The sequence below is a fragment of the Xenorhabdus bakwenae genome, assembly GCF_030272115.1.
GTDB lineage: Bacteria > Pseudomonadota > Gammaproteobacteria > Enterobacterales > Enterobacteriaceae > Xenorhabdus > Xenorhabdus bakwenae.
This window is the reverse complement of the sequence record NZ_CP119194.1, coordinates 2,590,577-2,610,878: the sequence shown is the minus strand read 5'-3', so window position 1 is coordinate 2,610,878 and position 20,302 is coordinate 2,590,577. Positions and strand designations below refer to the sequence as shown.

Annotated in this window: 21 protein-coding genes; 8 read left to right on the top strand and 13 right to left on the bottom strand. The window is 42.8% G+C overall.

The genetic code is table 11. The annotated features are described in order from the left end of the window. Nucleotides 1–218: 218 nt before the first annotated feature. Entirely contained in the window at nt 219–668 is a 450-nt protein-coding gene (locus PXH59_RS13195; RefSeq protein ID WP_434223383.1) for an MFS transporter, read from the bottom strand. A gap of 113 nt (nt 669–781) precedes the next feature. Here PXH59_RS13195 and PXH59_RS13190 point away from each other — a divergent pair, with 113 nt between their 5' ends. Continuing rightward, on the top strand, nt 782–1,666 hold the full coding sequence (locus PXH59_RS13190) for an IS982 family transposase (RefSeq protein ID WP_285808690.1): 885 nt from the start codon (nt 782–784) through the stop codon (nt 1,664–1,666). On the opposite strand, the gene PXH59_RS13185 is transcribed toward PXH59_RS13190, so the two are convergent. The 3 genes from PXH59_RS13185 to PXH59_RS13175 all read right to left on the bottom strand — a co-directional run bounded on the left by PXH59_RS13185 (nt 1,653) and on the right by PXH59_RS13175 (nt 3,842). Further along, nucleotides 1,653–2,393 carry an MFS transporter gene (locus tag PXH59_RS13185; protein ID WP_285808732.1) on the bottom strand — a complete coding sequence of 247 codons (741 nt, stop codon included), beginning with the start codon at nt 2,391–2,393 and terminating at the stop codon, nt 1,653–1,655. The two genes, PXH59_RS13190 and PXH59_RS13185, sit on opposite strands and share 14 nt — an antisense overlap. A gap of 442 nt (nt 2,394–2,835) precedes the next feature. Then, a complete protein-coding gene (locus PXH59_RS13180; RefSeq protein WP_285808731.1) occupies nt 2,836–3,165 on the bottom strand; it encodes an AzlD domain-containing protein in 330 nt (109 codons plus the stop codon). Further along, a complete protein-coding gene (locus tag PXH59_RS13175; protein ID WP_285808730.1) occupies nt 3,162–3,842 on the bottom strand; it encodes an AzlC family ABC transporter permease in 681 nt (226 codons plus the stop codon). Before PXH59_RS13175 ends, PXH59_RS13180 begins: the two co-directional genes overlap by 4 nt. A 248-nt stretch (nt 3,843–4,090) precedes the next feature. Between PXH59_RS13175 and PXH59_RS13170 the strand changes: the two genes are divergently transcribed. From PXH59_RS13170 to PXH59_RS13155, 4 genes are all read left to right on the top strand, one after another. Beyond that, nucleotides 4,091–4,858 (top strand): amino acid ABC transporter substrate-binding protein, encoded by a 768-nt coding sequence (locus tag PXH59_RS13170; RefSeq protein WP_047769570.1) that lies wholly within the window; start codon nt 4,091–4,093, stop codon nt 4,856–4,858. Between the two features lie 163 nt (nt 4,859–5,021). After that, nucleotides 5,022–5,729, top strand: a complete 708-nt coding sequence (locus PXH59_RS13165) for an amino acid ABC transporter permease (protein WP_047769572.1) — start codon at nt 5,022–5,024, stop codon at nt 5,727–5,729. Then, nucleotides 5,707–6,471: an amino acid ABC transporter ATP-binding protein gene (locus PXH59_RS13160; RefSeq protein WP_047769574.1), complete on the top strand. Its 765-nt coding sequence runs from the start codon at nt 5,707–5,709 to the stop codon at nt 6,469–6,471. Before PXH59_RS13165 ends, PXH59_RS13160 begins: the two co-directional genes overlap by 23 nt. Nucleotides 6,472–6,509: 38 nt before the next feature. Then, complete coding sequence (locus tag PXH59_RS13155) at nt 6,510–7,283, top strand: amino acid ABC transporter substrate-binding protein (RefSeq protein WP_285808729.1); 774 nt, start codon at nt 6,510–6,512, stop codon at nt 7,281–7,283. A gap of 598 nt (nt 7,284–7,881) precedes the next feature. Here the strand turns inward: PXH59_RS13155 and rraB are convergent. After that, complete coding sequence (gene rraB / locus PXH59_RS13150; RefSeq protein WP_285808728.1) at nt 7,882–8,310, bottom strand: ribonuclease E inhibitor RraB; 429 nt, start codon at nt 8,308–8,310, stop codon at nt 7,882–7,884. A gap of 233 nt (nt 8,311–8,543) precedes the next feature. Between rraB and argF the strand changes: the two genes are divergently transcribed. After that, entirely contained in the window at nt 8,544–9,557 is a 1,014-nt protein-coding gene (gene argF, locus PXH59_RS13145; RefSeq protein ID WP_285808727.1) for an ornithine carbamoyltransferase, read from the top strand. 330 nt (nt 9,558–9,887) lie between these two features. After that, nucleotides 9,888–11,168 carry a bifunctional O-acetylhomoserine aminocarboxypropyltransferase/cysteine synthase gene (locus PXH59_RS13140; RefSeq protein ID WP_285808726.1) on the top strand — a complete coding sequence of 427 codons (1,281 nt, stop codon included), beginning with the start codon at nt 9,888–9,890 and terminating at the stop codon, nt 11,166–11,168. An 85-nt stretch (nt 11,169–11,253) separates the two neighbouring features. On the opposite strand, the gene proR is transcribed toward PXH59_RS13140, so the two are convergent. Both proR and PXH59_RS13130 read right to left on the bottom strand, forming a co-directional pair. Next, entirely contained in the window at nt 11,254–11,556 is a 303-nt protein-coding gene (gene proR / locus PXH59_RS13135) for a transcriptional regulator ProR (RefSeq protein ID WP_047769584.1), read from the bottom strand. Between the two features lie 6 nt (nt 11,557–11,562). Then, nucleotides 11,563–11,913, bottom strand: coding sequence for a type II toxin-antitoxin system RelE/ParE family toxin (locus PXH59_RS13130; RefSeq protein ID WP_047769586.1), 351 nt, complete (start codon nt 11,911–11,913; stop codon nt 11,563–11,565). A 28-nt stretch (nt 11,914–11,941) separates the two neighbouring features. Here PXH59_RS13130 and PXH59_RS13125 point away from each other — a divergent pair, with 28 nt between their 5' ends. Then, on the top strand, nt 11,942–12,127 hold the full coding sequence (locus PXH59_RS13125; RefSeq protein ID WP_434223382.1) for a PLP-dependent transferase: 186 nt from the start codon (nt 11,942–11,944) through the stop codon (nt 12,125–12,127). A gap of 155 nt (nt 12,128–12,282) precedes the next feature. Here PXH59_RS13125 and PXH59_RS13120 read toward each other — a convergent pair whose 3' ends face one another. From PXH59_RS13120 to PXH59_RS13095, 6 genes are all read right to left on the bottom strand, one after another. Beyond that, complete coding sequence (locus PXH59_RS13120; protein WP_285808725.1) at nt 12,283–14,046, bottom strand: Ig-like domain-containing protein; 1,764 nt, start codon at nt 14,044–14,046, stop codon at nt 12,283–12,285. Then, nucleotides 13,982–15,331: an inverse autotransporter beta domain-containing protein gene (locus PXH59_RS13115; protein ID WP_285808724.1), complete on the bottom strand. Its 1,350-nt coding sequence runs from the start codon at nt 15,329–15,331 to the stop codon at nt 13,982–13,984. The genes PXH59_RS13120 and PXH59_RS13115 overlap by 65 nt, the downstream gene beginning before the upstream one ends. Nucleotides 15,332–15,862: 531 nt before the next feature. After that, entirely contained in the window at nt 15,863–17,155 is a 1,293-nt protein-coding gene (locus PXH59_RS13110; RefSeq protein WP_047769588.1) for a F390 synthetase-related protein, read from the bottom strand. After that, nucleotides 17,152–17,958 (bottom strand): MBL fold metallo-hydrolase, encoded by an 807-nt coding sequence (locus tag PXH59_RS13105; protein WP_285808723.1) that lies wholly within the window; start codon nt 17,956–17,958, stop codon nt 17,152–17,154. Before PXH59_RS13105 ends, PXH59_RS13110 begins: the two co-directional genes overlap by 4 nt. Continuing rightward, nucleotides 17,951–18,970: an NAD-dependent epimerase/dehydratase family protein gene (locus PXH59_RS13100; protein WP_285808722.1), complete on the bottom strand. Its 1,020-nt coding sequence runs from the start codon at nt 18,968–18,970 to the stop codon at nt 17,951–17,953. Before PXH59_RS13100 ends, PXH59_RS13105 begins: the two co-directional genes overlap by 8 nt. After that, on the bottom strand, nt 18,967–19,965 hold the full coding sequence (locus tag PXH59_RS13095; RefSeq protein ID WP_285808721.1) for a 3-oxoacyl-[acyl-carrier-protein] synthase III C-terminal domain-containing protein: 999 nt from the start codon (nt 19,963–19,965) through the stop codon (nt 18,967–18,969). The genes PXH59_RS13100 and PXH59_RS13095 overlap by 4 nt, the downstream gene beginning before the upstream one ends. Between the last annotated feature and the right edge of the window lie 337 nt (nt 19,966–20,302).

Sequence of the window (20,302 nt, the reverse complement as noted above, 5' to 3'; positions counted from 1 at the left end):
TACCTTGGTTAAGCCACTGCAATTTAGTGAGCAGTATTTTTTTGTAATCTGTTTTTTTAATTAAATAACCACTGCATCAACATAAAAAACAGCAGAGCAATAGCAACCATATAATCTCGTCCCGCTCATAACATGACAACAAGCTCCGTCTAATGAACGGAACTTGGTAAAACAAAATAATGGATAAAAATAGATTTTTTCAAAAAATCAGTATCGAATTATGTTGTTTTTTTGATAAGTTTTTTGTCATTATTATCGACCTTATTTTTAATGTAAATGCTTAAAAATGCCATAAATGTAAAAACAATACTACTGAGAACAACTGTATGTATTCCTGAATGTGATACAACCCATCCTCCAGTGACAGCACCAATTATTATACCTAAGTTAGAGAAAGAAATATATAAACTGTTGGCGAATTCTGGAGCTTCACTGGCTTCCCGCATCAACCAAGTCTGGCTGATAACCAGCCCAGCAGAATGTAGCGATCCCCAAAAAATAGTCAATACAAATATGGCCATTGGTGAGAATCCTAAATACCAGATAAAGACATATAGAAGGCTTAATAAAATAGGGTATGCATGGGTTGTTTTTACAACGCTTTTTTGTAAAAAATGACTAAAGACAAAATTTCCCAAGAATCCACTCACACCAAATAAAATTAAAATTGCGCTAATAAACCTGAACTTCGCTTAAGAAAGGAAAGAAAAAAAGGAACTAAGCGCCTGAGGCACGATCAAAGTTTTTGCTTAGAAAACAAAATCGTGGGGATCCTCAGGCTATGACTACTTTAGAAGAACTTTTTTGTTGCGTCGATGATTTTTGCCAAAAATTTATTCCCCTTTGGGAACAACAGCTCATTGAGAATAATCAGCTCAAGCGTCATCGTGCCACTTCCCTGTCTCTCAGTGAGATAATGACGATCCTCATTTTATTTCACATGAGCCATTATCGTCATTTTAAAGCGTTTTATACTGAGCATGTGCAGCAATATCTCAACGCAGATTTCCCGGGTCTGGTCAGCTACAATCGAATAATTACATTGAAGAAAAGAGCCCTTATTCCGTTATGCGCTTTCCTTTCTTCACGCAAACAAAAATCACACGGCATTGCCTTTATCGATTCCACTAAAATCGCGGTTTGCCATAATCTGCGTATTCCTCGCCATCAAGTTTTCGCGGGTGTCGCCCAGCGAGGAAAAACCCGTACAGGCTGGTTCTATGGCTTTAAACTCCATCTGATTATTGATGACTGTGGGGAGATTTTATCCGTTAAATTAACACCGGGAAATGTTGACGATCGTCAGCCGGTAAAGGAATTAGTACAAGGTTTAACCGGGCATCTCTATGGTGACAAAGGCTATTTATCGCAAGTGTTATGCGATGAACTGAAGGAGGAAGGAATTACGCTGATCACGAATGTTCGCCGTAATATGAAAGCCAAATTTTTATCGTTTTGGGACAAGGCCATGTTAAGAAAACGGTTTTTGATAGAAACGGTGAATGACCAATTGAAAAATATTTCTCAGATAGAGCACTCAAGGCACCGAAGCGTAGTCGGCTTTTTACTGGAAATAGTATCAGGACTGATTGCTTATACATTCCAGCCGAAAAAGCCGAGCTTAGGTTTACGTGACCATGAAATTGCGATGCTTAAACAAAGTTGAGGTTAATAAGATTATTATTGAGGTGTGTAATTTTAGAAAGGTAATCTGCGATATAACTGAAGTTTGAAAACATCGCCGAGAAAATCAGTATCACCGTAAAAATCGTCAACCACAGTTTTCCCTTTCTTAACACGGCTAATTGGCTAGAAAAAACAATTTTTTTTGTAGAGGGAAAAGAAGGAACAAAAAACATAATACCGATGAAAGCTAATACGCAGGACACTGCCCCAAAGTAAAATGCAGCACTTAATGACAAATGCTCTGCGATGAGCGAACTCATTGGTACACCTAATACCAATCCCACAGCAACACCTGCAAAAACTTTTGCTACCGCTCCTGGGCTTTTTTCTTTAGATACTGAGTTGGCAGCAACCACAAGTGCGACTGCAAAGAAAACAGCATGCACCAGTGCTGGAAGTACTCTAAAGAAAAGCATCACATTAAAATTATCCGTCGTGGCGTATATAAGGTTAGAAATAACAAATATGAAGAGAATAATAAGTAGAATATATTTTTTATTATACCTCGATAGCATTAGAGTAACAAATGGCCCGGTTATGGCTACAATAATAGCATAGATACTTACAAGAAAACCAACCTGAGTAGGCGTAACATGAAGTTGTGATTCTAATTGTGGAAGCAATCCAATTACAGCCACTTCGGTAGTAATAACACTAAAAACTGCAATAGATAAAACGAGTAAGAGCATAGAATTCTTATTTTGCATATAACCGCCTCCGATATTTGGATTTTTCGTGGTGTTTTATGTGAAAGTAGACAAAAATTACACTTTTATTAGCTCATGTGTTCATTACTATTTTGCTAGATTTGGCTTTTTTAAGCGCACGTTAAATTTTTTTTACAATTTTATCCCATTAAAATAATTAACTATTTTCAATAGTGCTACATTTTGCCATGCCATGTCCACTTAAAGTGGTAAGCGGCAGGTCTTATTTCAAAAGCGAACATGCCAATCTGTCCCAAGACAAGTGCTCTGCAAAGCACCACGTTATCGGAGGTTAAGCCCGGCGATAGAGAAGTTGAATGGATGCTGAAAATGATTTCAATAAATGTGTAGATACCTATGTGACCTACAGGGTAGGAAACTGCCCTGACTTCCATCACGGAAATACGTCTATTGCAGCCGTCTGGATTTATAGACCGTTTCTTCACCACAACCACTGCATCAACATAAAAAACAACAGAGAAAACCCCAAACTCTTTAATATTGAGTGCGTATATTTACTGATAAAATACGCCAATACCACCGTCATCAATGCAAATACATATTTAATATTAAACTGGTCAATTAATTCACTTAGGGATAAATTATCCAATGAAATATTAACGATAATCGTCCCCAGAATAAAACAAATGGCATAATCCAGCGCGGTAATTAGCAAACCTTTTTCTTTTGACACGCGATGATTATTCATCAAAAAAGGCGCGGCCCTTAATATAAAACTGATTAACCCCATTAATATGATCAACAACATCATGATCTTTTATCCTGTCTGATTTTCCGCTCAATAAACGCAATCGCTATCCCACATAAAACGGGAACGGCAAGATCGATGAGTTTCATGTCCACTTCATTTAATAATGGTGCGCAAATCCCTCCTGTCACTGTCGCCAGGACAGACATATCCTTGCCTGAACGCCTGGCTGTCAGGGAAGCAAAATGGATGGGAACCAACATCATGAGGAACAGAGAAAGGGAACCATAATCCAGATATTCTGCCGAAATGTACCCCAACAAAGTGGCACAGAAGGTCATCACAAAACAGGGTACAGCAACGCCGAGATAAAAATGAAATTGGGATTTCCCATCTGTGATATTTTCCGCAGAGAGATGTGCATGCGTCACCGTATAAGTGCTGGCGCTAAATCCCAACATTGACAACAAAACATGTTGTTTAGGCACACCACGAAAATATGGTGACATTACCATCGCCATCAAGAAAAAACGGAAGTTGATCAGCAATGCCAGAGCGATAACAGAAAGTATCGTCCCATCAACCAGATAACCTACCGCCGCCACTTGTAACGGTGCAGCGTATATCAACAATGAGCCAACCAACGTTTCCATTAATGGAACACCATGACTCTGATAAAGCGCACCAATCGAGGTAAAAATAAAGAAAAATGAGATACAAACAGGCAAAGAATCAACCATGCCTTTCCTAAAGAGCGAATTTAACACCTGGCACCTATAGTTAGCATTATATTTAGGGTAACGGAGAAGTTAATCTATTTCATGATAAATATCATTAAATAATAATCAATAGAAAACTAAGATAGACCCAGTTTATTACCCATGACATCAGGATATGATATAACTTTATTTTATATATAAGGCTGATGATATTACCGCTATAGTGGAAATAATTTCAAAAAACAATAATTCCCTCTCGGAGAAATAACATGAAAGCCATACTCAATATATTATTAGCGGGTATTATCCAGTTAGGTGTCACCTCACTTGCCTATGCACAATCTACCCTTGATAACATTCAATCCACGGGGATATTCAGGATCGGAACCGAAGGTGCCTATTCTCCATTCAGTTATCATGATGCTTCTGGGAAACTGACCGGGTTTGATGTGGAAATCGGCCGCGAAATTGCATTACACATGAAAGTGAAACCTGAATTTATTGAAAGTAAATGGGATGGTTTGATTGGTGGACTGGATGCCGGACGTTTCGATGCCGTGATGAACCAGATTGCCATTACACCGGAGCGCGAGAAGAAATACCGTTTCTCCTTGCCCTATGTTATCTCAAAAGCCGTACTGATTACCCGCAAAGATAACAACGATATTAAGACGTTCAGCGATTTAAAAGGGAAAAAATCGGCGCATACCCTGACGAATAACTTTGCCCAAATCGCCAGACATTATGGGGCTGACATTATCGGCACTAATGGTTTTAATCAGGAAATAGAACTGGTGAGCACAGGCCGCGCAGATGCGACAATTAACGATAAACTTTCTTACCTCGATTACAAAAAACATCGCCCGGATGCACCGGTAAAAATTGTTGCCGCAGATACCCAGGCAGCACAAACCGCCGTGCTATTGCGTAAAAATGATACTGAATTAAAAGCCGCAATAGATAAAGCGATTACTGAGATAAAAGCGGATGGGACTTATCAACGCATTTGGGATAAATATTTCGCTGAAAGCGACTAACCAATCATGAAAATAGGAGCCTAACGGAATAGGCTTTTAAAATAAATCTTAGGTTCTAAGCTATAACTTTATTGTATATAACGTTCATCTTTTCTTGCCATATCATCATTAAAACAACCCTATAAAAAATAAATATATTTTTAATCTCTATCAGGAAGGTTTTATGAACCCATCATGGCTCAATTTAGCGTTGGATTCCCTATGGCCGATGATTTACGCCGGCCTGACATTCACGATTCCCCTCACACTGATAACATTCGTACTGGGGATCTCATTGGGGTTTTTCGTGGCGCTCATCAGGTTGTATGGCCCTAAGCCACTGGTGGCTGTCGTTCGGTTTTACGTCTGGTTGATTCGTGGCACGCCTCTGCTGGTACAGCTATTCCTGATCTTCTACGCCCTGCCCAGCGTAGGGATTACGTTGGAAGCGTTCACCTCCGCCGTTATCGGCTTTACCCTGAATGTGGGGGCCTATACCTCAGAAGTGATCCGTGCCGCACTGACTTCTGTTCCCAAAGGGCAATGGGAAGCCTCTCACTCTATCGGCATGAGTTGGTGGCAATCGCTGCGCCGGATCGTCCTGCCACAAGCGGCACGGGTTTCAATTCCGCCCTTATCCAATACCTTTATTTCACTGGTAAAAGACACTTCGCTGGCTTCCGTCATTACCGTGCCAGAAATGTTTCTGGCGGCACAGCGCATCGCCGCCGTCACCTACCAGCCGCTGATCCTGTATACCGAAGCCGCCATTCTCTACCTCCTTTTAAGTTCGGTGTTATCAGCACTGCAAGTCCGGTTAGAAAAGAAATTCACTCAGCAAAACAGCCGTAAAAATAAGGAAGGCAAAGATGATTCAGCTTACCAACATTGAAAAAAGTTTCGACGGACAGAAGGTGCTGAAAAAGATTAACCTGACCATTAAAGAAGGCAGCCTGACGGCACTGATTGGCCCTTCCGGTAGCGGCAAAAGTACTTTACTGCGTTGCATTAATCTGTTGGAGATCCCACAGGCTGGCAAGCTGGAAATCGGCAAAGAACAGATTATCTTTACCGGTAAGGAACGACTGCCACATCGGGAAATCCAGCGTTTTAACCGGCAAACCGGCATGGTATTCCAGAACTTTCAGCTTTTTCCGCATCTGACGGTGATTGAGAACATTATGGAAGGGCTGATTTGGGTTCAGAAATGGTCTCGTGAACGCGCCAGAGAACGGGCGCTGGCGTTGCTGGATAAAGTCGGCTTATCCCACAAGGCGGATGTTTGGCCCGCCACACTGTCGGGCGGTCAGCAGCAACGTGTGGCAATCGCCAGAGCAATGGCACCTTCCCCCAAGGTGCTGCTATGCGATGAACCGACATCGGCGCTTGATCCTGAGTTATCCAAAGAAGTCGTCTCAGTTTTGAAACAACTCGCCGGAGAAGGCACTACCATGTTAATGGCAACGCACGATCTGCGTCTGGCGGCCAACCTTGCCCATAATGTCGTATTTCTGGAATCGGGTGAAATTATCGAATCGGGCACGGCAAAAACCATTTTCACCCACCCCAGCAAGGTGCGAACAGTCGAATTTATCTCAACCCTGACAGAAACCTTACCGGATTGGGAAATATAGCGAGCAGTCACGGTACATTATTTATTCGGAGAAACGCGATGAAAAAAATTTTGAATTTATTACTGGCGAGTGCGACTGCTCTTGCTATTTCAGCCCCTGGCTATGCCGGCAAAGATTTTGATGCCATCAAAGCCGCTGGCGTCTTTAAAATCGGCACGGAAGGCACTTATCCTCCTTTTACCTACCACGATACCAACAATCAATTAACCGGCTTTGACGTCGATATCGCGCGGGAAATCGCCCGACGTTTGAACGTCAAACCTGAATTTATGGAAGTCAAATGGGATGGTTTGATTGCTGGATTGGATGCTAAACGTTTTGATGCGGTTATCAATCAGGTCGGTGTTACCCCGGAGCGGACAGCGAAATACAGTTTTTCTCTTCCTTACACGACGTCTCAGGTTGTGTTGATCACCCGTAACGATAACGGTGATATAAAAACCTTCGCGGATATTAAAAACAAACGTTCAGCCCAATCATTGACCAGCAATTACGGGCAACTGGCAACTACTTACGGCGCGAGTCTGGTCAGTACAGATGGTTTTAATCAGGCTATTGATCTGGTCGCTACCAGACGCGCTGATGCCACACTCAATGATCGTCTGTCATTTTTGGATTTCAAAAAACAGCGCCCTAATGCGCCGGTAAAAATTGTCGCCCAGCAAACCGATGCGAGCAAATCAGCCGTCTTGCTGCGTAAAGGGGATGCTGAGTTACTGGAAGCAGTGAATAAGGCCCTGCAAGAGATCAAGGATGACGGTACGTATGCCCGTATCTCTGAGAAATACTTTGGCGTGGATATTTCCAAATAAAGTTTTATTTTCCTAAATAGATGGCGGCATTTTTATTAGGTCGCCTTTTTTATATTAAAAAACAACACGTCCTCTTCACAAACCATCATCATTTTATTAAAAACAAGTAACATATTTAAACATACTGAAAGCATTTAACTAAACGCTATAAAATTCTATGATTCAACCTATTCTCACTAAAACTAAAAACACTCACAAAGGAAATTTATAAATATTCTATAAACGAGTTAAAGATAATATATTTTTATTCAAATAGTGACACCTGAAAAGAATCTACTTACAAAATTTGAATAAGGAAAATAATAAATTCCTCAAAATAATTCAACACTGGGATGATAAATAAAAAACGCCCTTTTCATCAGAATTTGGGCACGTATTCGAAAAATGCAGGGATTGCCCGACAAATCGTGAAGCAATCTCTTGAGCTTGGCACAGAGCAAGGCTTTAAACGCGCTATCTGGAAACAACAGAAAACCTGAAAGCCGCCATTGCCTTATATGAATGATAAAAACACTATAACGCCCATAAATCAGCCCCACGGTTTAAGTGGGGCATTTGGGTTTAACGCTATCTTTTTCGACGTTATCTTCAATCGATCTTAATGGAGTCTGGGTTCGGGTTCATCGTCTTCAGGGGGAAAGAGATCACCATCATCTTCATCATCAGGCGCGTTAGGATCTTCAAAATACGTCCCCCAACCGTCGTAATAGACACCGATCTTTTCTGCCAGATCGATGAGCTGCACAACCTGTACGTTGATCAATTCAGCCGCTAAACGACTTTCACTGATCACATCACAACACATCAAAACGACACCCTCTTCGGTTTCCAGCTCTTCCGCATCCGTGACTTCATAGCCTAACCTGAATGCTTCAAGGGCTGCTTTTTCCAGTTGATCGAAGTTTTCTGCCGAAAAATGGTGTTCAATAATATAAAGTGCATCAGGATCACTGCCATCTTCCAATAATTCTTCGATGATCAAGCGAGTTTCTTCGCACTGTTCTTCTAAAGCATGTGGGTCTGCCATGCCAATCCCCTCTGTCAGTCGGCTGTCTTGTTTTGCATTCTCCCATCTTTTATGTACAAAGGATATATCTATCCAATTTTGTCCAAAAAGAAATGCATAACATAAGCGACTGATCTATAACCTGTCTTGATACCTTCATGCCAGTAAACGCTGCACACAGGGCTTGTAATTGCATTTTTTATCGATATATAGTGAATATAAATTCAATATTACCCTCATGGAGACAATGCATAATGAACCCTTTTTTCAAGCGTTCTTTCCTAAGATTACTTGATATTTCCTCCACAGAAATTGATACTCTTTTAACTTTATCCCATGCATTAAAAGCGAATAAAAAATCAGGTTCGGAATCTCCCGTCCTTACAGGGAAAAACATTGCCCTGATTTTCGAAAAAGACTCCACTCGTACACGCTGCGCATTTGAAGTCGCGGCGCATGATCAAGGTGCCAATGTTACCTATTTAGGCTCAAGCGGCAGTCAGATCGGGCACAAAGAATCCATCAAGGACACCGCGCGGGTACTTGGGCGTTTGTATGATGGTATTCAATACCGTGGATATAGTCAGAAAATTGTTGAAACGTTGGCACAGTACGCAGACGTTCCGGTTTGGAATGGCCTGACTGATGAATTCCATCCAACCCAACTTTTGGCTGATTTAATGACGATGCAGGAACACAGCCAAAAACCACTATCTGAAATCAAATTTGCCTATTTGGGCGATGCCCGCAATAACATGGGCAATACCCTGCTGGAAGCTGCTGCACTGACGGGTATAGATCTCCGTTTAGTTGCGCCACGAACCTGCTGGCCGGAAAAAAAGTTGGTGGCGGAATGTCAAAAACAGGCAGAGAAAACGGGCGGTCAGATCACGCTGACAGAAGATATTGCGCAAGGGGTAAAAGGGGTCGATTTTCTGTATACCGATGTTTGGGTATCAATGGGAGAACCGAAATCAGTCTGGCAAGAACGCATTGCATTACTGAAACCCTATCAGGTCAATATGGCGGTTGTGAAACTCACAGGGAATCCAGATGTTAAATTTCTGCATTGCCTGCCTGCTTTCCATGATGAAGAAACAACACTCGGTAAGCAACTGGCAGAGGAATTCAATTTATCTGGTGGCCTGGAAGTCACAAATGAAGTATTTGAATCAAAACACAGCATTGTGTTTGATCAGGCTGAAAACCGAATGCATACCATTAAGGCTGTGATGGTAGCAACACTGGTGGAAAACCTCATGTTGTAATCGTTGCTTTATATTTTGCGTCCACTCATATTACATTTTCAATTTCAAGAATATAATTAAATAAAAATAGTGAGTTAAATCACTATTTTTATTTGTATCAACCTAAGTAATATGAATTGGCGGTTTATACTCGATAAACTTCAGGTTGCAACCCGCAAGACGACGCGAGACCTTATATTGAAGTTGGATTGGTATATATTGCCTCATTACATTGCCATTTTTAATTCAGGATTATTTTTTGATATCAACCAGAACAGAAAAAACGCGTTACTCTTTTTAATTGTCAGTCTTAAATGTCAGTAGCACTTTACCTAACGAAAGGAAATGACAATGAAATTAGAAACTTTATCCATCCACGCAGGTTATTCTCCCGATCCAACCACCAAAGCCGTTGCTGTCCCGATTTACCAGACCACTTCCTACGCTTTTGATGATTCCCAACATGGCGCTGATCTGTTTGATTTAAAAGTGGAAGGTAATATTTATTCCCGCATTATGAACCCAACCAATGATGTATTGGAAAAACGTATCGCCGCTTTGGAAGGTGGTATCGGTGCGCTGGCGGTTGCTTCTGGTATGGCGGCCATCACCTACGCCATACAAACCATTGCGACTGTCGGGGATAATATTGTCTCTGTCGCAAAATTGTATGGCGGAACTTATAACCTGATGGCGCACAGTTTCCCAAACCTGGGAATTGAAACCCGTTTTGTTGATCATGACGATCTCGCTGCCGTTGACGCATTGATCGACCAGAAAACCAAAGCTGTTTATTGTGAATCCATCACCAACCCAAGTGGGAATATCGTGGATATTCAGGCGCTGGCAGATATTGCCCATCGGCACGGCATTCCTCTTATTGTCGATAATACCGTCGCAACCCCCTATTTATGCCGCCCGTTTGAACAGGGTGCCGATATTATTATTCATTCTCTGACCAAATATATTGGTGGGCATGGTACTTCTATTGGCGGGATCATTGTCGATTCTGGCAAATTTCCCTGGGCTGTGCATCAGGAGCGCTTTGCGATTTTAGGCACCCCGGATCCTTCGTATCACGGCATCACCTATACCGAACATTTTGGTGCCGCCGCCTTTATCGCGCGCTGCCGTGTCGGGCCACTGCGTAGCACAGGAGCCGCTTTATCACCGTTCAATGCTTTCCTGATTTTACAGGGGCTGGAAACCCTGGCACTGCGTATGGAGCGCCATACTGAAAATGCCCTGAAGATCGCACAATATCTGGAAAGACATTCTCAGGTATCTTGGGTTAACTATGCAGGATTGCCTGCACATCCTGAATATAATTTGGCTGTCCGCTATATGGGGGGCAAGCCAGCCTCTATTCTGTCTTTCGGCATTAAAGGCGGGGAAAAAGCCGGTATACGCTTTATTGATGCTCTGCAACTTATTGTGCGTTTGGTCAATATTGGTGATGCCAAATCGCTGGCCTGTCATCCAGCCTCAACCACCCATCGTCAGCTAAATGATGAAGAAATGGTAAAAGCAGGCGTTTCACGTGATTTAATTCGCTTATCCATCGGTATCGAACATAGCGATGATATTATTGCCGACCTCGCGCAAGCACTGGAGGCAGCAAAGACGCAGTAAGATCATTGTTAATAGCGGTAATACCAGAATATTGCAAATGTAGTAAAAATAAGCACAGGCTCTAATTTTGAGCCTGTGCTTTAGATTAAACGACAAAACCATAGTGTGTGCCGTCGGGTAACTCTACGTCGATACGCAACTTACCACCGGATGCTTCCACGTAACGTTTGAGAGAAGATAACTTCAAGTCGCGGCCAGGTTTCTCCATATCGGAGACAGTTGGTTGCTTAATGCCGAGGGCCACAGCAATGTCGCCTTGAGTCAGATTCATGCGTTCACGAAGTTCTGCCAGATGGATGTTAAGCAACATCTCAGTCGCTGCTTTTTGTGCGTTGGCAACAACTTCGGGCTTTTCACTTACCAGTATTTGGTCAAGAGTTCTTGCCATAATTATCTACTCCTTCTTCAATTTCTCCAGATGCGCCGTGAATTCGCGGTCAGCAATCGGAATCATAATTTCGTAAAACCTTTTCTCATTTCCGTTCTTGTTACCGGCACAAAGAAGGATCCCTTTACGTTTAGGATCGAACGCAAAGAACGCTCGGATTGGATCGCCTTTACTTTGAACCCGCAGCTCTTTCATGTTGCTGTAGAATGAACCCCTAACGGCGTCTGCGTATGGCCGGGGTAACATCGGGCCTCGCTCCCGAAGCACCATCATTGAAGCCAGAACGTTGGTACGGTCGGTGTCATCCAGAACATTGAACCACTCATCAAAGGTATCCGTTGTCTCTATGGTCCACATGATTATCCCTCGCCACGATATAGATTAAATACTATATAGATGCAAGCCTATGGTCAAGATCTTTATCTCGTTTCGGTATGATATGCTAAATGATGAAGAAATGGTAAAAGCAGGCGTTTCACGTGATTTAATTCGCTTATCCATCGGTATCGAACACAGCGATGATATTATTGCCGACCTCGCGCAAGCGCTGGAGGCAGCAAAGACGCAGTAAGATCATTGTTAATAGCGATAGCATCAGTAGATTTTGTTTAGAATACCTTATTCAATAATAAAACAGGCTCAATAACGCTGAGCCTGTTTATTTATTACTATACTGCTGATCGGTTTTTGTTACCTTTAGTTTCCTGAAGAATATTAGTAAGAGTTTCAGTATGATGTAGCTAGACAAAGTCCATAATTAGGGTCAGCTTTGCCTTTATCAACAATTGTCAGTTTTTGAACATCAAACCCGACCAACTTGTATTGACCAACCACGTTATTAAATACCGTCGGAATGGGGTTAGGAGTATTACTAGGCTGAGTGATATCAGTACCTATAATGCTCCAATCCATTATATTGGGAAACTCTTCCAGTAGAGACGTACCATCTTTTGCAATGTTACGACCTGACTTAGGATCGCTCAGTGGCCACAAATCGGTCAACTTAACTGTTGAAAACCTTGATGACTTAGCTGGGCTACTATATGCTTCATAAGACGTTTCACAGGTATATTTTGTTGTGTCATACGCGAGTCCATTAAAATAGCGTAATGGCTTCACTGTATAAGTGTACGTCCTTATTGCTCCTGTTTGATTGTTAGTAATAGTGGCCCTGAACTTTGTCGGTATCATTGCTGTATTTTGTTGCAAAGCAAATTCGATAGTCCCATTGATACCATCTATTACTGGCTTAAGAATTTGCTTATCCTTAGTATAATTCGAAGCTGCTAACCCTGATACTATCTCATAATCGCCTGTTTCAACCTTTGCATCAGTAATAAGAGGCGTACCTGGATCAACTCGTAACTCCGCGTATAACGATGCGAAAAGGTTGTGAGGTCCATTTTCATGACTCTGGTAGAATCGACTGACACTTGTGTTATTGTTATTGTAAACATACAATCCCGCAGGCTGATCTACCGATATAAATGTCACGTCAGTGTTCGCCGTCGATTCCCGTTTTCCGTCTTTCGTCACAATCTCCAACTTGGCTCTGACCTTGTTAACACCAACAGAACTGGTCAACGTTACAGTTAAATATCCCTGATCATCCGTGGTTAACTTTTTATTATCGAAAACCAGCTTATTTTCCTCTACCAGCTTGTTGTGGTCAAACTTGTCGGAATTAACAACGCTCCAAATCACTTTATCGTGACCAAAGGTCAGATGGGGTATGGCAGTAACACCAGAGGAATCAGTGATTTTTGCCTTATAGGTATAAGCCTCTTTTCCGTCACTATTGAGCGTCTTATTAGCAGGTATAATTTCCAGATCGCCAATCTTGATGTCACCGATGAAAGTCACTGGATTTTCAGCGTATGCCTTTGTTTTCCCACCATCAATTGATGCCCCTACTTTAATACCTTGTACAGGGTTGGTACTGGTTAAGGTAGCAAACAAGCGTCCATTAGTATCCGTAGTCTCTTGCACTGACGACCATTTCATGCCATTCGGTAATTGTTCAGGATACCACTTAACATCCACTTTATGATTTTTCAGCGGGATACCATTCTTATCTTTCACATCTGCCGTAAAGGTATAACCATTATCTCCGGCGAGAAGTGTCCCTGATGCCAATGGCTTGACAGATTGAACCGCAAAGTCAGAGATAAGGCCACTAAAGCCAATATCACCAATATGGGTTTTTGGCATGCCAGGCATTTCCAGGAAAACTTTCACATCTTTCAGCGGCTGGGAAGTTGCTACTGTTGCCTGCAATTGCCCCTGGGAATTGGTTTTGCTGGGGTTCTCCCAATTCAGGATCACATCCTTACTTTGTGGCTCAATAGACCAGATGGCATCCTGGATCACGCCATCGCGGATAATGTCTTTATCGGCTGTACCATGAGCGACAGTTGCCAGTAGATTATAACCCCCCCTGAGCACCCGCAGCAGAGGAAGATAATTGTTCAGTCTTAAATTGTCTGACAACAAAAGGCTGTACTGTCACATTCAAAATAGCAGGCTTGCTGAACTTACCGTTATTTCCTTCCGCAACGATATTGATCGTATGCGTATTCTGTCCCTCAGGAACATATTTAGGTAATACAAGCGCAAGCATCTCATTACCACCGCCAATATTGGAAATAGCGCCGCCATTTTTTACAAATGCATTATCTGCCTGAAATAGGATTTTCTTGACACGTGATTTTATATTAGCCGTTACAGGTATTGGCGTTGGCCATACTTGCTGGCTATAACCAACAATAGCGCTTTGTGATAATGACAGTTGCAATTCGTCTGGTTTCTTCCTGTGATCAAGCACGATATGGTTGTTCCTTTCCACTAAGTCATAGCGGCTGCCTGCCAGTGTGCGTATGGAAGCAACATTTTCAGGTGAGAACTGCACACCAAGCGGTACACCAAAGCGATAATTCAGGTTGGCCTGAAATAGCGTTTCACTGTGCCCGCTGCCGCCATATTTGTAATCTACTCCCATTGTCACCAACGGAATCGGCGTATAATTCAGGCCAACTCTCCCCAGACTGGGGTTTTTCTGTTTGCTGTCACGATTGAACAGCGTAACGTTATCACCAAAGTATTGTTCAAAGCCTAACTTACCCCCCAGATTCGGGTAAGCCGGTAAATAGAATTCGCCATGCAGATCAAAACCGTTAGCAGGACGCTCTTCCCAATCCTGTTCTTTCAGTGACTGACGCCAGTTAGTCAGACGCCAGTATGAATTGGCAGAGAGTTTGACATAATTTGTCCAGGCTTCCGCCCCTAGACCAATACGCTGATTTTTACCAGTGACATCATGGTCAAAGAAGGTGTTCAACCCATACATCCACTGAGGCGTAAAATAACGCCCGCCCAAGCCGACGTTCAGGGTATGGCGGCTGTCTTTATGACGATAACCAAATTGGGAGAAAACCAACCAATCGGCTTTATTGTCGTAAAGCGGCAGCAGCATATCCAGAGAGCCATTATCCAGTTTGCCTTTTCTGTCTAAGCCAAAGTTAATTTTGGCTGTACCAAACTGCGATAACCATTTCTGTGTCTCGCCGGATATTGCCCCATTAATTCTGCCTAACGCGTAGGATTTCGCTTGTTCAGTAAGTTCGGAAGGTGAAGACGACAGTACCCTGCTGACCGTCTGAATATTTTGCGCAATTAAATTTTCTGTTTCATCTCCCCTGTGATTTAACTGGTTTTCAGTTGCCACTTTCTGAGTTTGCTGGTCAATGCTTTTTTCACCTATAGCAAGTGTATTCATTGATATAAATGGTAAAAACACAGAACCTATATATAGAAAAGACCGAATGAACTTCTTACTCATATATGAGTCCATATATAGTACCTCGTTGAATATTTGATGTCCTAACACGCGATAAGAATAAAAAATTAATATTTTTGTGCACTTAAGATACATTAGGTGATTTATTGCCAATCTGCTTAATGACAATTTTTTATGACTTGATAATAAAAAGTTATCGCTTTTTATTTTGAATATCAGATGATGACATGAAGTGAGAATTAGCGTAAAAAATCAGGCTTACTATTCAATAAAACAGGAGGGTAATGGTGTGTTTTTTATATTTATTTTTCGAGAAAAATTTATTTGATGATAAATTTCAAGTTACAGATAATAACACTGTAACTTGAAAAGTAAGGGTTGTAGATTTCATTCCGGTCAGGCTTTAAACATCAAAATTTTTCCCTGAACGGTTCATCCGTCTGCTGTCTATCAGACATGAAATCGCCTATTTGATGGCAAGTCCCCACAATGTCGCTCGCTTAAACCAAGCTATCTTCCCCCGGACTCTCCCTTCCTCCTGATAATCCGGCGGCGCTTATTAAACAGATCCGGCAGGATCGTCTGCGATACGCACTGCCACTCAATTTTATCGATATCAACCCCCTGTTTGACAAAATAGTCTGACAGCGCTGACTGGCATTGTCCGAGTACTTCAATGGCACAATTCCCTTCCAATGTCAGCAACAACTCAGTCTGAGTTAGCCGATAATCACTCGTTAGCGGCAAAGTATTAGCGATGATCCGCGAACAGGGATCAGCAAAAATACTCACCATTTCCCCATTAAGCGCAGGTAAAATCAACTGATCATCATTGCGCCCCTCTATACGCTCTATCGCCAATGCCGGATTGCCACAAGCACACGGGGTTTTCTTCACGACCAAAATATCATCAAGCTGATAACGCACAATGGGCTGAGTTTCTCGGGTAAAATCGGTAATAATTGGATTAAAACGCGATTCATCTATCCATTTTGGCTCAATATGCAGAAAATCTTCATTAAGATGCAGCGTCCCATGCGAGCAGGTACACGCCAGAAAACCTTCCGTTGCCTGATAAATTTCTCCCACCTCCCTGAATACGGCCTGCAACAGTTGGCGATCTTGCGGCTCAAGCACTTCTGCCACCGAGATCACTTTAACCGGCGGCAACGAGGCTTCACCTTGCTGGATCTTCAATGCCAGCGCCCGCAATACTTGAGCCGGTGCCACAATAATCGTCGGCCTGTACTCTACTAACGCTTGCACCTGCTGATTAAAGTCAGCGAACAAATCAAAAAAACGGAAGGATATCCAACGATTCTGGACACTATCGTAGAGCGTGTTTCCCGCCCGTAAAAACAGCGCAACCCGTTCACCGTGAAATAAGCCATTTGGCAGCATCTTAGCAAGCATCATTCCTGCCCAAATGCTCCGCTCTTTCGGGCTGGCAACAAAAATACCCCGCTGCCCTGATGTCCCTGATGACAGGCCAACGCTGAATTTGCCGACTGTTGGCTTGAAATCTCGTGACTGTTCGCTCAACCGCGCACATGCCAAAAGCTCGTCACGCCTGAGACCTGCTGTATTCATCTGGTCGAAATTTTCCATCATGATGGCTTTATTCATCAGCGGATATTCCACTAACGGTAAATCAGCGTATGAGGAAAAATAAGGGCTTTTCGCCAGAACCCTATGCTTAAATCTCGCCAGTTCTCTCAATTGATGCTGCTCGAGCTGCTGTCGGTTGGCAAATTTCCACCGTTTTTTGGCTCGCCAATAGTAGCAAAGCGTTTTCAATATCATTCCAAATCTCCCTTATGACATAGCTGGATAGGGATCTGTTTTTGGTCAATTTGATGCAACTTATTCAGTGTTTCGTAATAAGCCCGGCTGTCATCCATAATAAGATTCGCCAGCTTTGCAGGCCCGCGCAGTTCACGGTAATTCGTCGGTGACCAGGCAGCATCTCCCGCCAGCAATACCCAACCCTGTTCAGTCAATACACAAAGGCCAAGATGCCCGGCCGCATGACCGGGCAGCGGAACAATCAGGATCTGTTTCTGACTTCCTGGCACGGCATAACCTTCTCCCAATACCGCTAATTCTTCCGGCAATGAGCGGGTTTCAAATCCTTCATAAAAACGGACTCTGGATTCGAAATCTTCCGGGACTAACCCCCGCACAAACGCTTTTCGTAGTGCGGTGATCCCACGTAAATGACGGGTTTGCCGCCAACCTTCCCCAGAACAGATAAATTTAGACTGCGGGAAATCCCGTAATCCGGCAATATGATCACCATGAAAGTGAGAAATGATGACGCCATCAATATCACGAGCCTGAATACCTTTTTCCTTGAGCTGCATCACCAGTGCGTCTTTGCTGTCAAAGTAAACCGGCGTGACCGTGCGATATAACCGAATAATCCCATTGCGGGTATGATCGTAAAAATGATTGGCGTATCCGGTATCAAGTAGCCAACGCTTATCATGACACGCCAGCAACCACGCACGGGCTGGAAATTTGCATACGCGAAGACTGGCACCTTTCAGTGCCATGCAACCGGAATGAGTGCAATATCCCACTTCAAAAATACGTATTTTAACCATGTGAACCCGTTTGCAGGTCTGCCTGTTTTAGCCAATTGGCCGTTAAATGAATGCCTTCCTCCATGGTATAAATCGGCGAATAACCCAGCTCTTCCTGCGCCTTTGAATTATCCAGTGTCATGGCGTAATAAACCGCGCCAATACCATAACGCGTCAGCAACGGCTCTTTTCGGGTGAACATGGCAATGCTTTCCAAAATTGCCGCAACGGCATACAAAAGTGGATAAGGCAATGATTTGATCCGGTAACTAAACTGCATCTCATCAAATAACTGCCCCAGCGTTTTTGCCAATGGCTGTGGCTGCTGATTGGTAATGTTATATATCGCCCCGCTTTGTACGCTTTCGCGCTGGGTTGCCAACGACATAGCATGGACAACATTCATAACGTAAGTGAGATCCAGCGCATTCCTTCCCCCGGCCGGTAAAGCCACCACGCCTTTACTGGCCTTAACCTGAGCCATCAGACGCGGTAACAATACCCTGTCATGCGGGCCAAATAATCCACGGGGACGCAGGATAATGTAAGTTGTGTCAGGATAGCGGGGAAACAATTGGCGTATGCTCTCTTCCGCCAGAAACTTAGTCCGGGCGTAATCATTGGCAAAATACTGGCTGCGCTGATTTTCGGTAACATGCTGTTGGTGGGAAAAATTAAAATACACGGCTGGAGTAGAAATATGGATAAAGCGCCGGATACCACCTATTCCGGCTGCCTGTGCTAACGTATAGGTCGCCGCCACGTTGATACGTTCAAACTCATCAGGATCACCCCAGGGAGAGGATTTGGCGGCACAATGCCAGACGGCATCACAATCTGACATCAATGCGAGGGCGTCATCCTCCGTTAACGTCGCCAGTTCAGCACGACGAAACTCCGCGCCCAATTGAGTCAAGAATGCTCCCGCCTGCGGGTCACGCCCGGTTGCCACCACCGTTTCTCCCCGGGATAACAGGTAATCAACGGCATTACGACCTAAACCACTGGTTGCGCCAGTTACAAGAATTTTCATGGTATCAGGATCATCTCACTTAATGAAAGCCCGGCCGCGGTACCAAGCAACATCACATAATCACGGCCATAATAGCGATTTGTCATAACGGCTTCATGCAGCGCACTTGGAATGGATGCCGCAACCTGATTACCGCGATAACGATAGATATTCACAAATCTCTCATTTTTGATATTCAGTCGCTTGAGAATATGCTTCAATCCCAAATGGCTTGCCTGATGCGGTATCACGGTATCAATATCGGACATGGCAAGATTGGCACTGTCTAATACACGTACAGTAAATTCTTCAATCAATGAGGCAGTCAGTTTAAACAGTGGCTTACCCTGCATCTGGAACAGAAAATCGCTATCTTCCATGCCGGTACGCAGATTTTTACGGGTTCCACCCGCCCGGATCTCACATAATTCAAGGCCTTCCGGGTAGGTTTCATGTTTGTAGGTAACAATCCCGCTTTGCCCATCCCCTCTTTCGACGATCATACACGCCGCCCCATCACCAAAAATCAGCGAGGACTCCTGATGTGACCAGTCAATGCCACGGGAAGCCATTTCTGAGCAGACAATGGCAATCCGCCGATACTGCCGGGTTGACAATAATCCACCCGCCACACTCAGCGCAGAGATAAAACTCACACAGCTAGCATTAATATCAAAACAGGCCGTTCCTGCCTTTAATCGACTCTCTTTTAAAATATGTGCGGCGGAATAAGGTAAGGCTTGAATCGGGATAGCAGAAGCTGAAATCAGCAAATCAATGGAATCTGGCGAGATTTGATGTGTTTCTAACGTATTATGCAATGCATCTGAGGCTAATTTAGCCGGTGATGCTGCATAATCAGAATGATAACGATACTCTATTCCAGAATGTTTTTCGACAAAACCCTTTGGTTTATTGAGTTTCAAATCTAAATCGGATGAGTACACTTTTTTTTCTGGTAAAGCAATACCAGACGCAATGATCTTTAATGGGATCAATTCATTTGAACTTTTCATTTTTTTTATTACTTCCAGATGTTAATTTTTTGTTTAATTTTATTGTCAGAATATGAAGTTAATTCTGATTAGGGAGAGAATAAATAAATATTTATCAGATAGCTGATTAAACAGGAAGTATATATTTATGATACATCATATTATTAAATTGAAATATTAAATGCAGCCATATGAAAAATAGAAAGTTTTTTCAGTTCATCATTTCAATATGATGAACTTTTTTTAATGAAGAAAGCATGTTATGAGATTTAATGATGATATTTAATTATGATATTTGTTGCTTCTATGTAAAACAAAAATCAATGTTAATTGACAAATAAATCAACTTTATTTAATT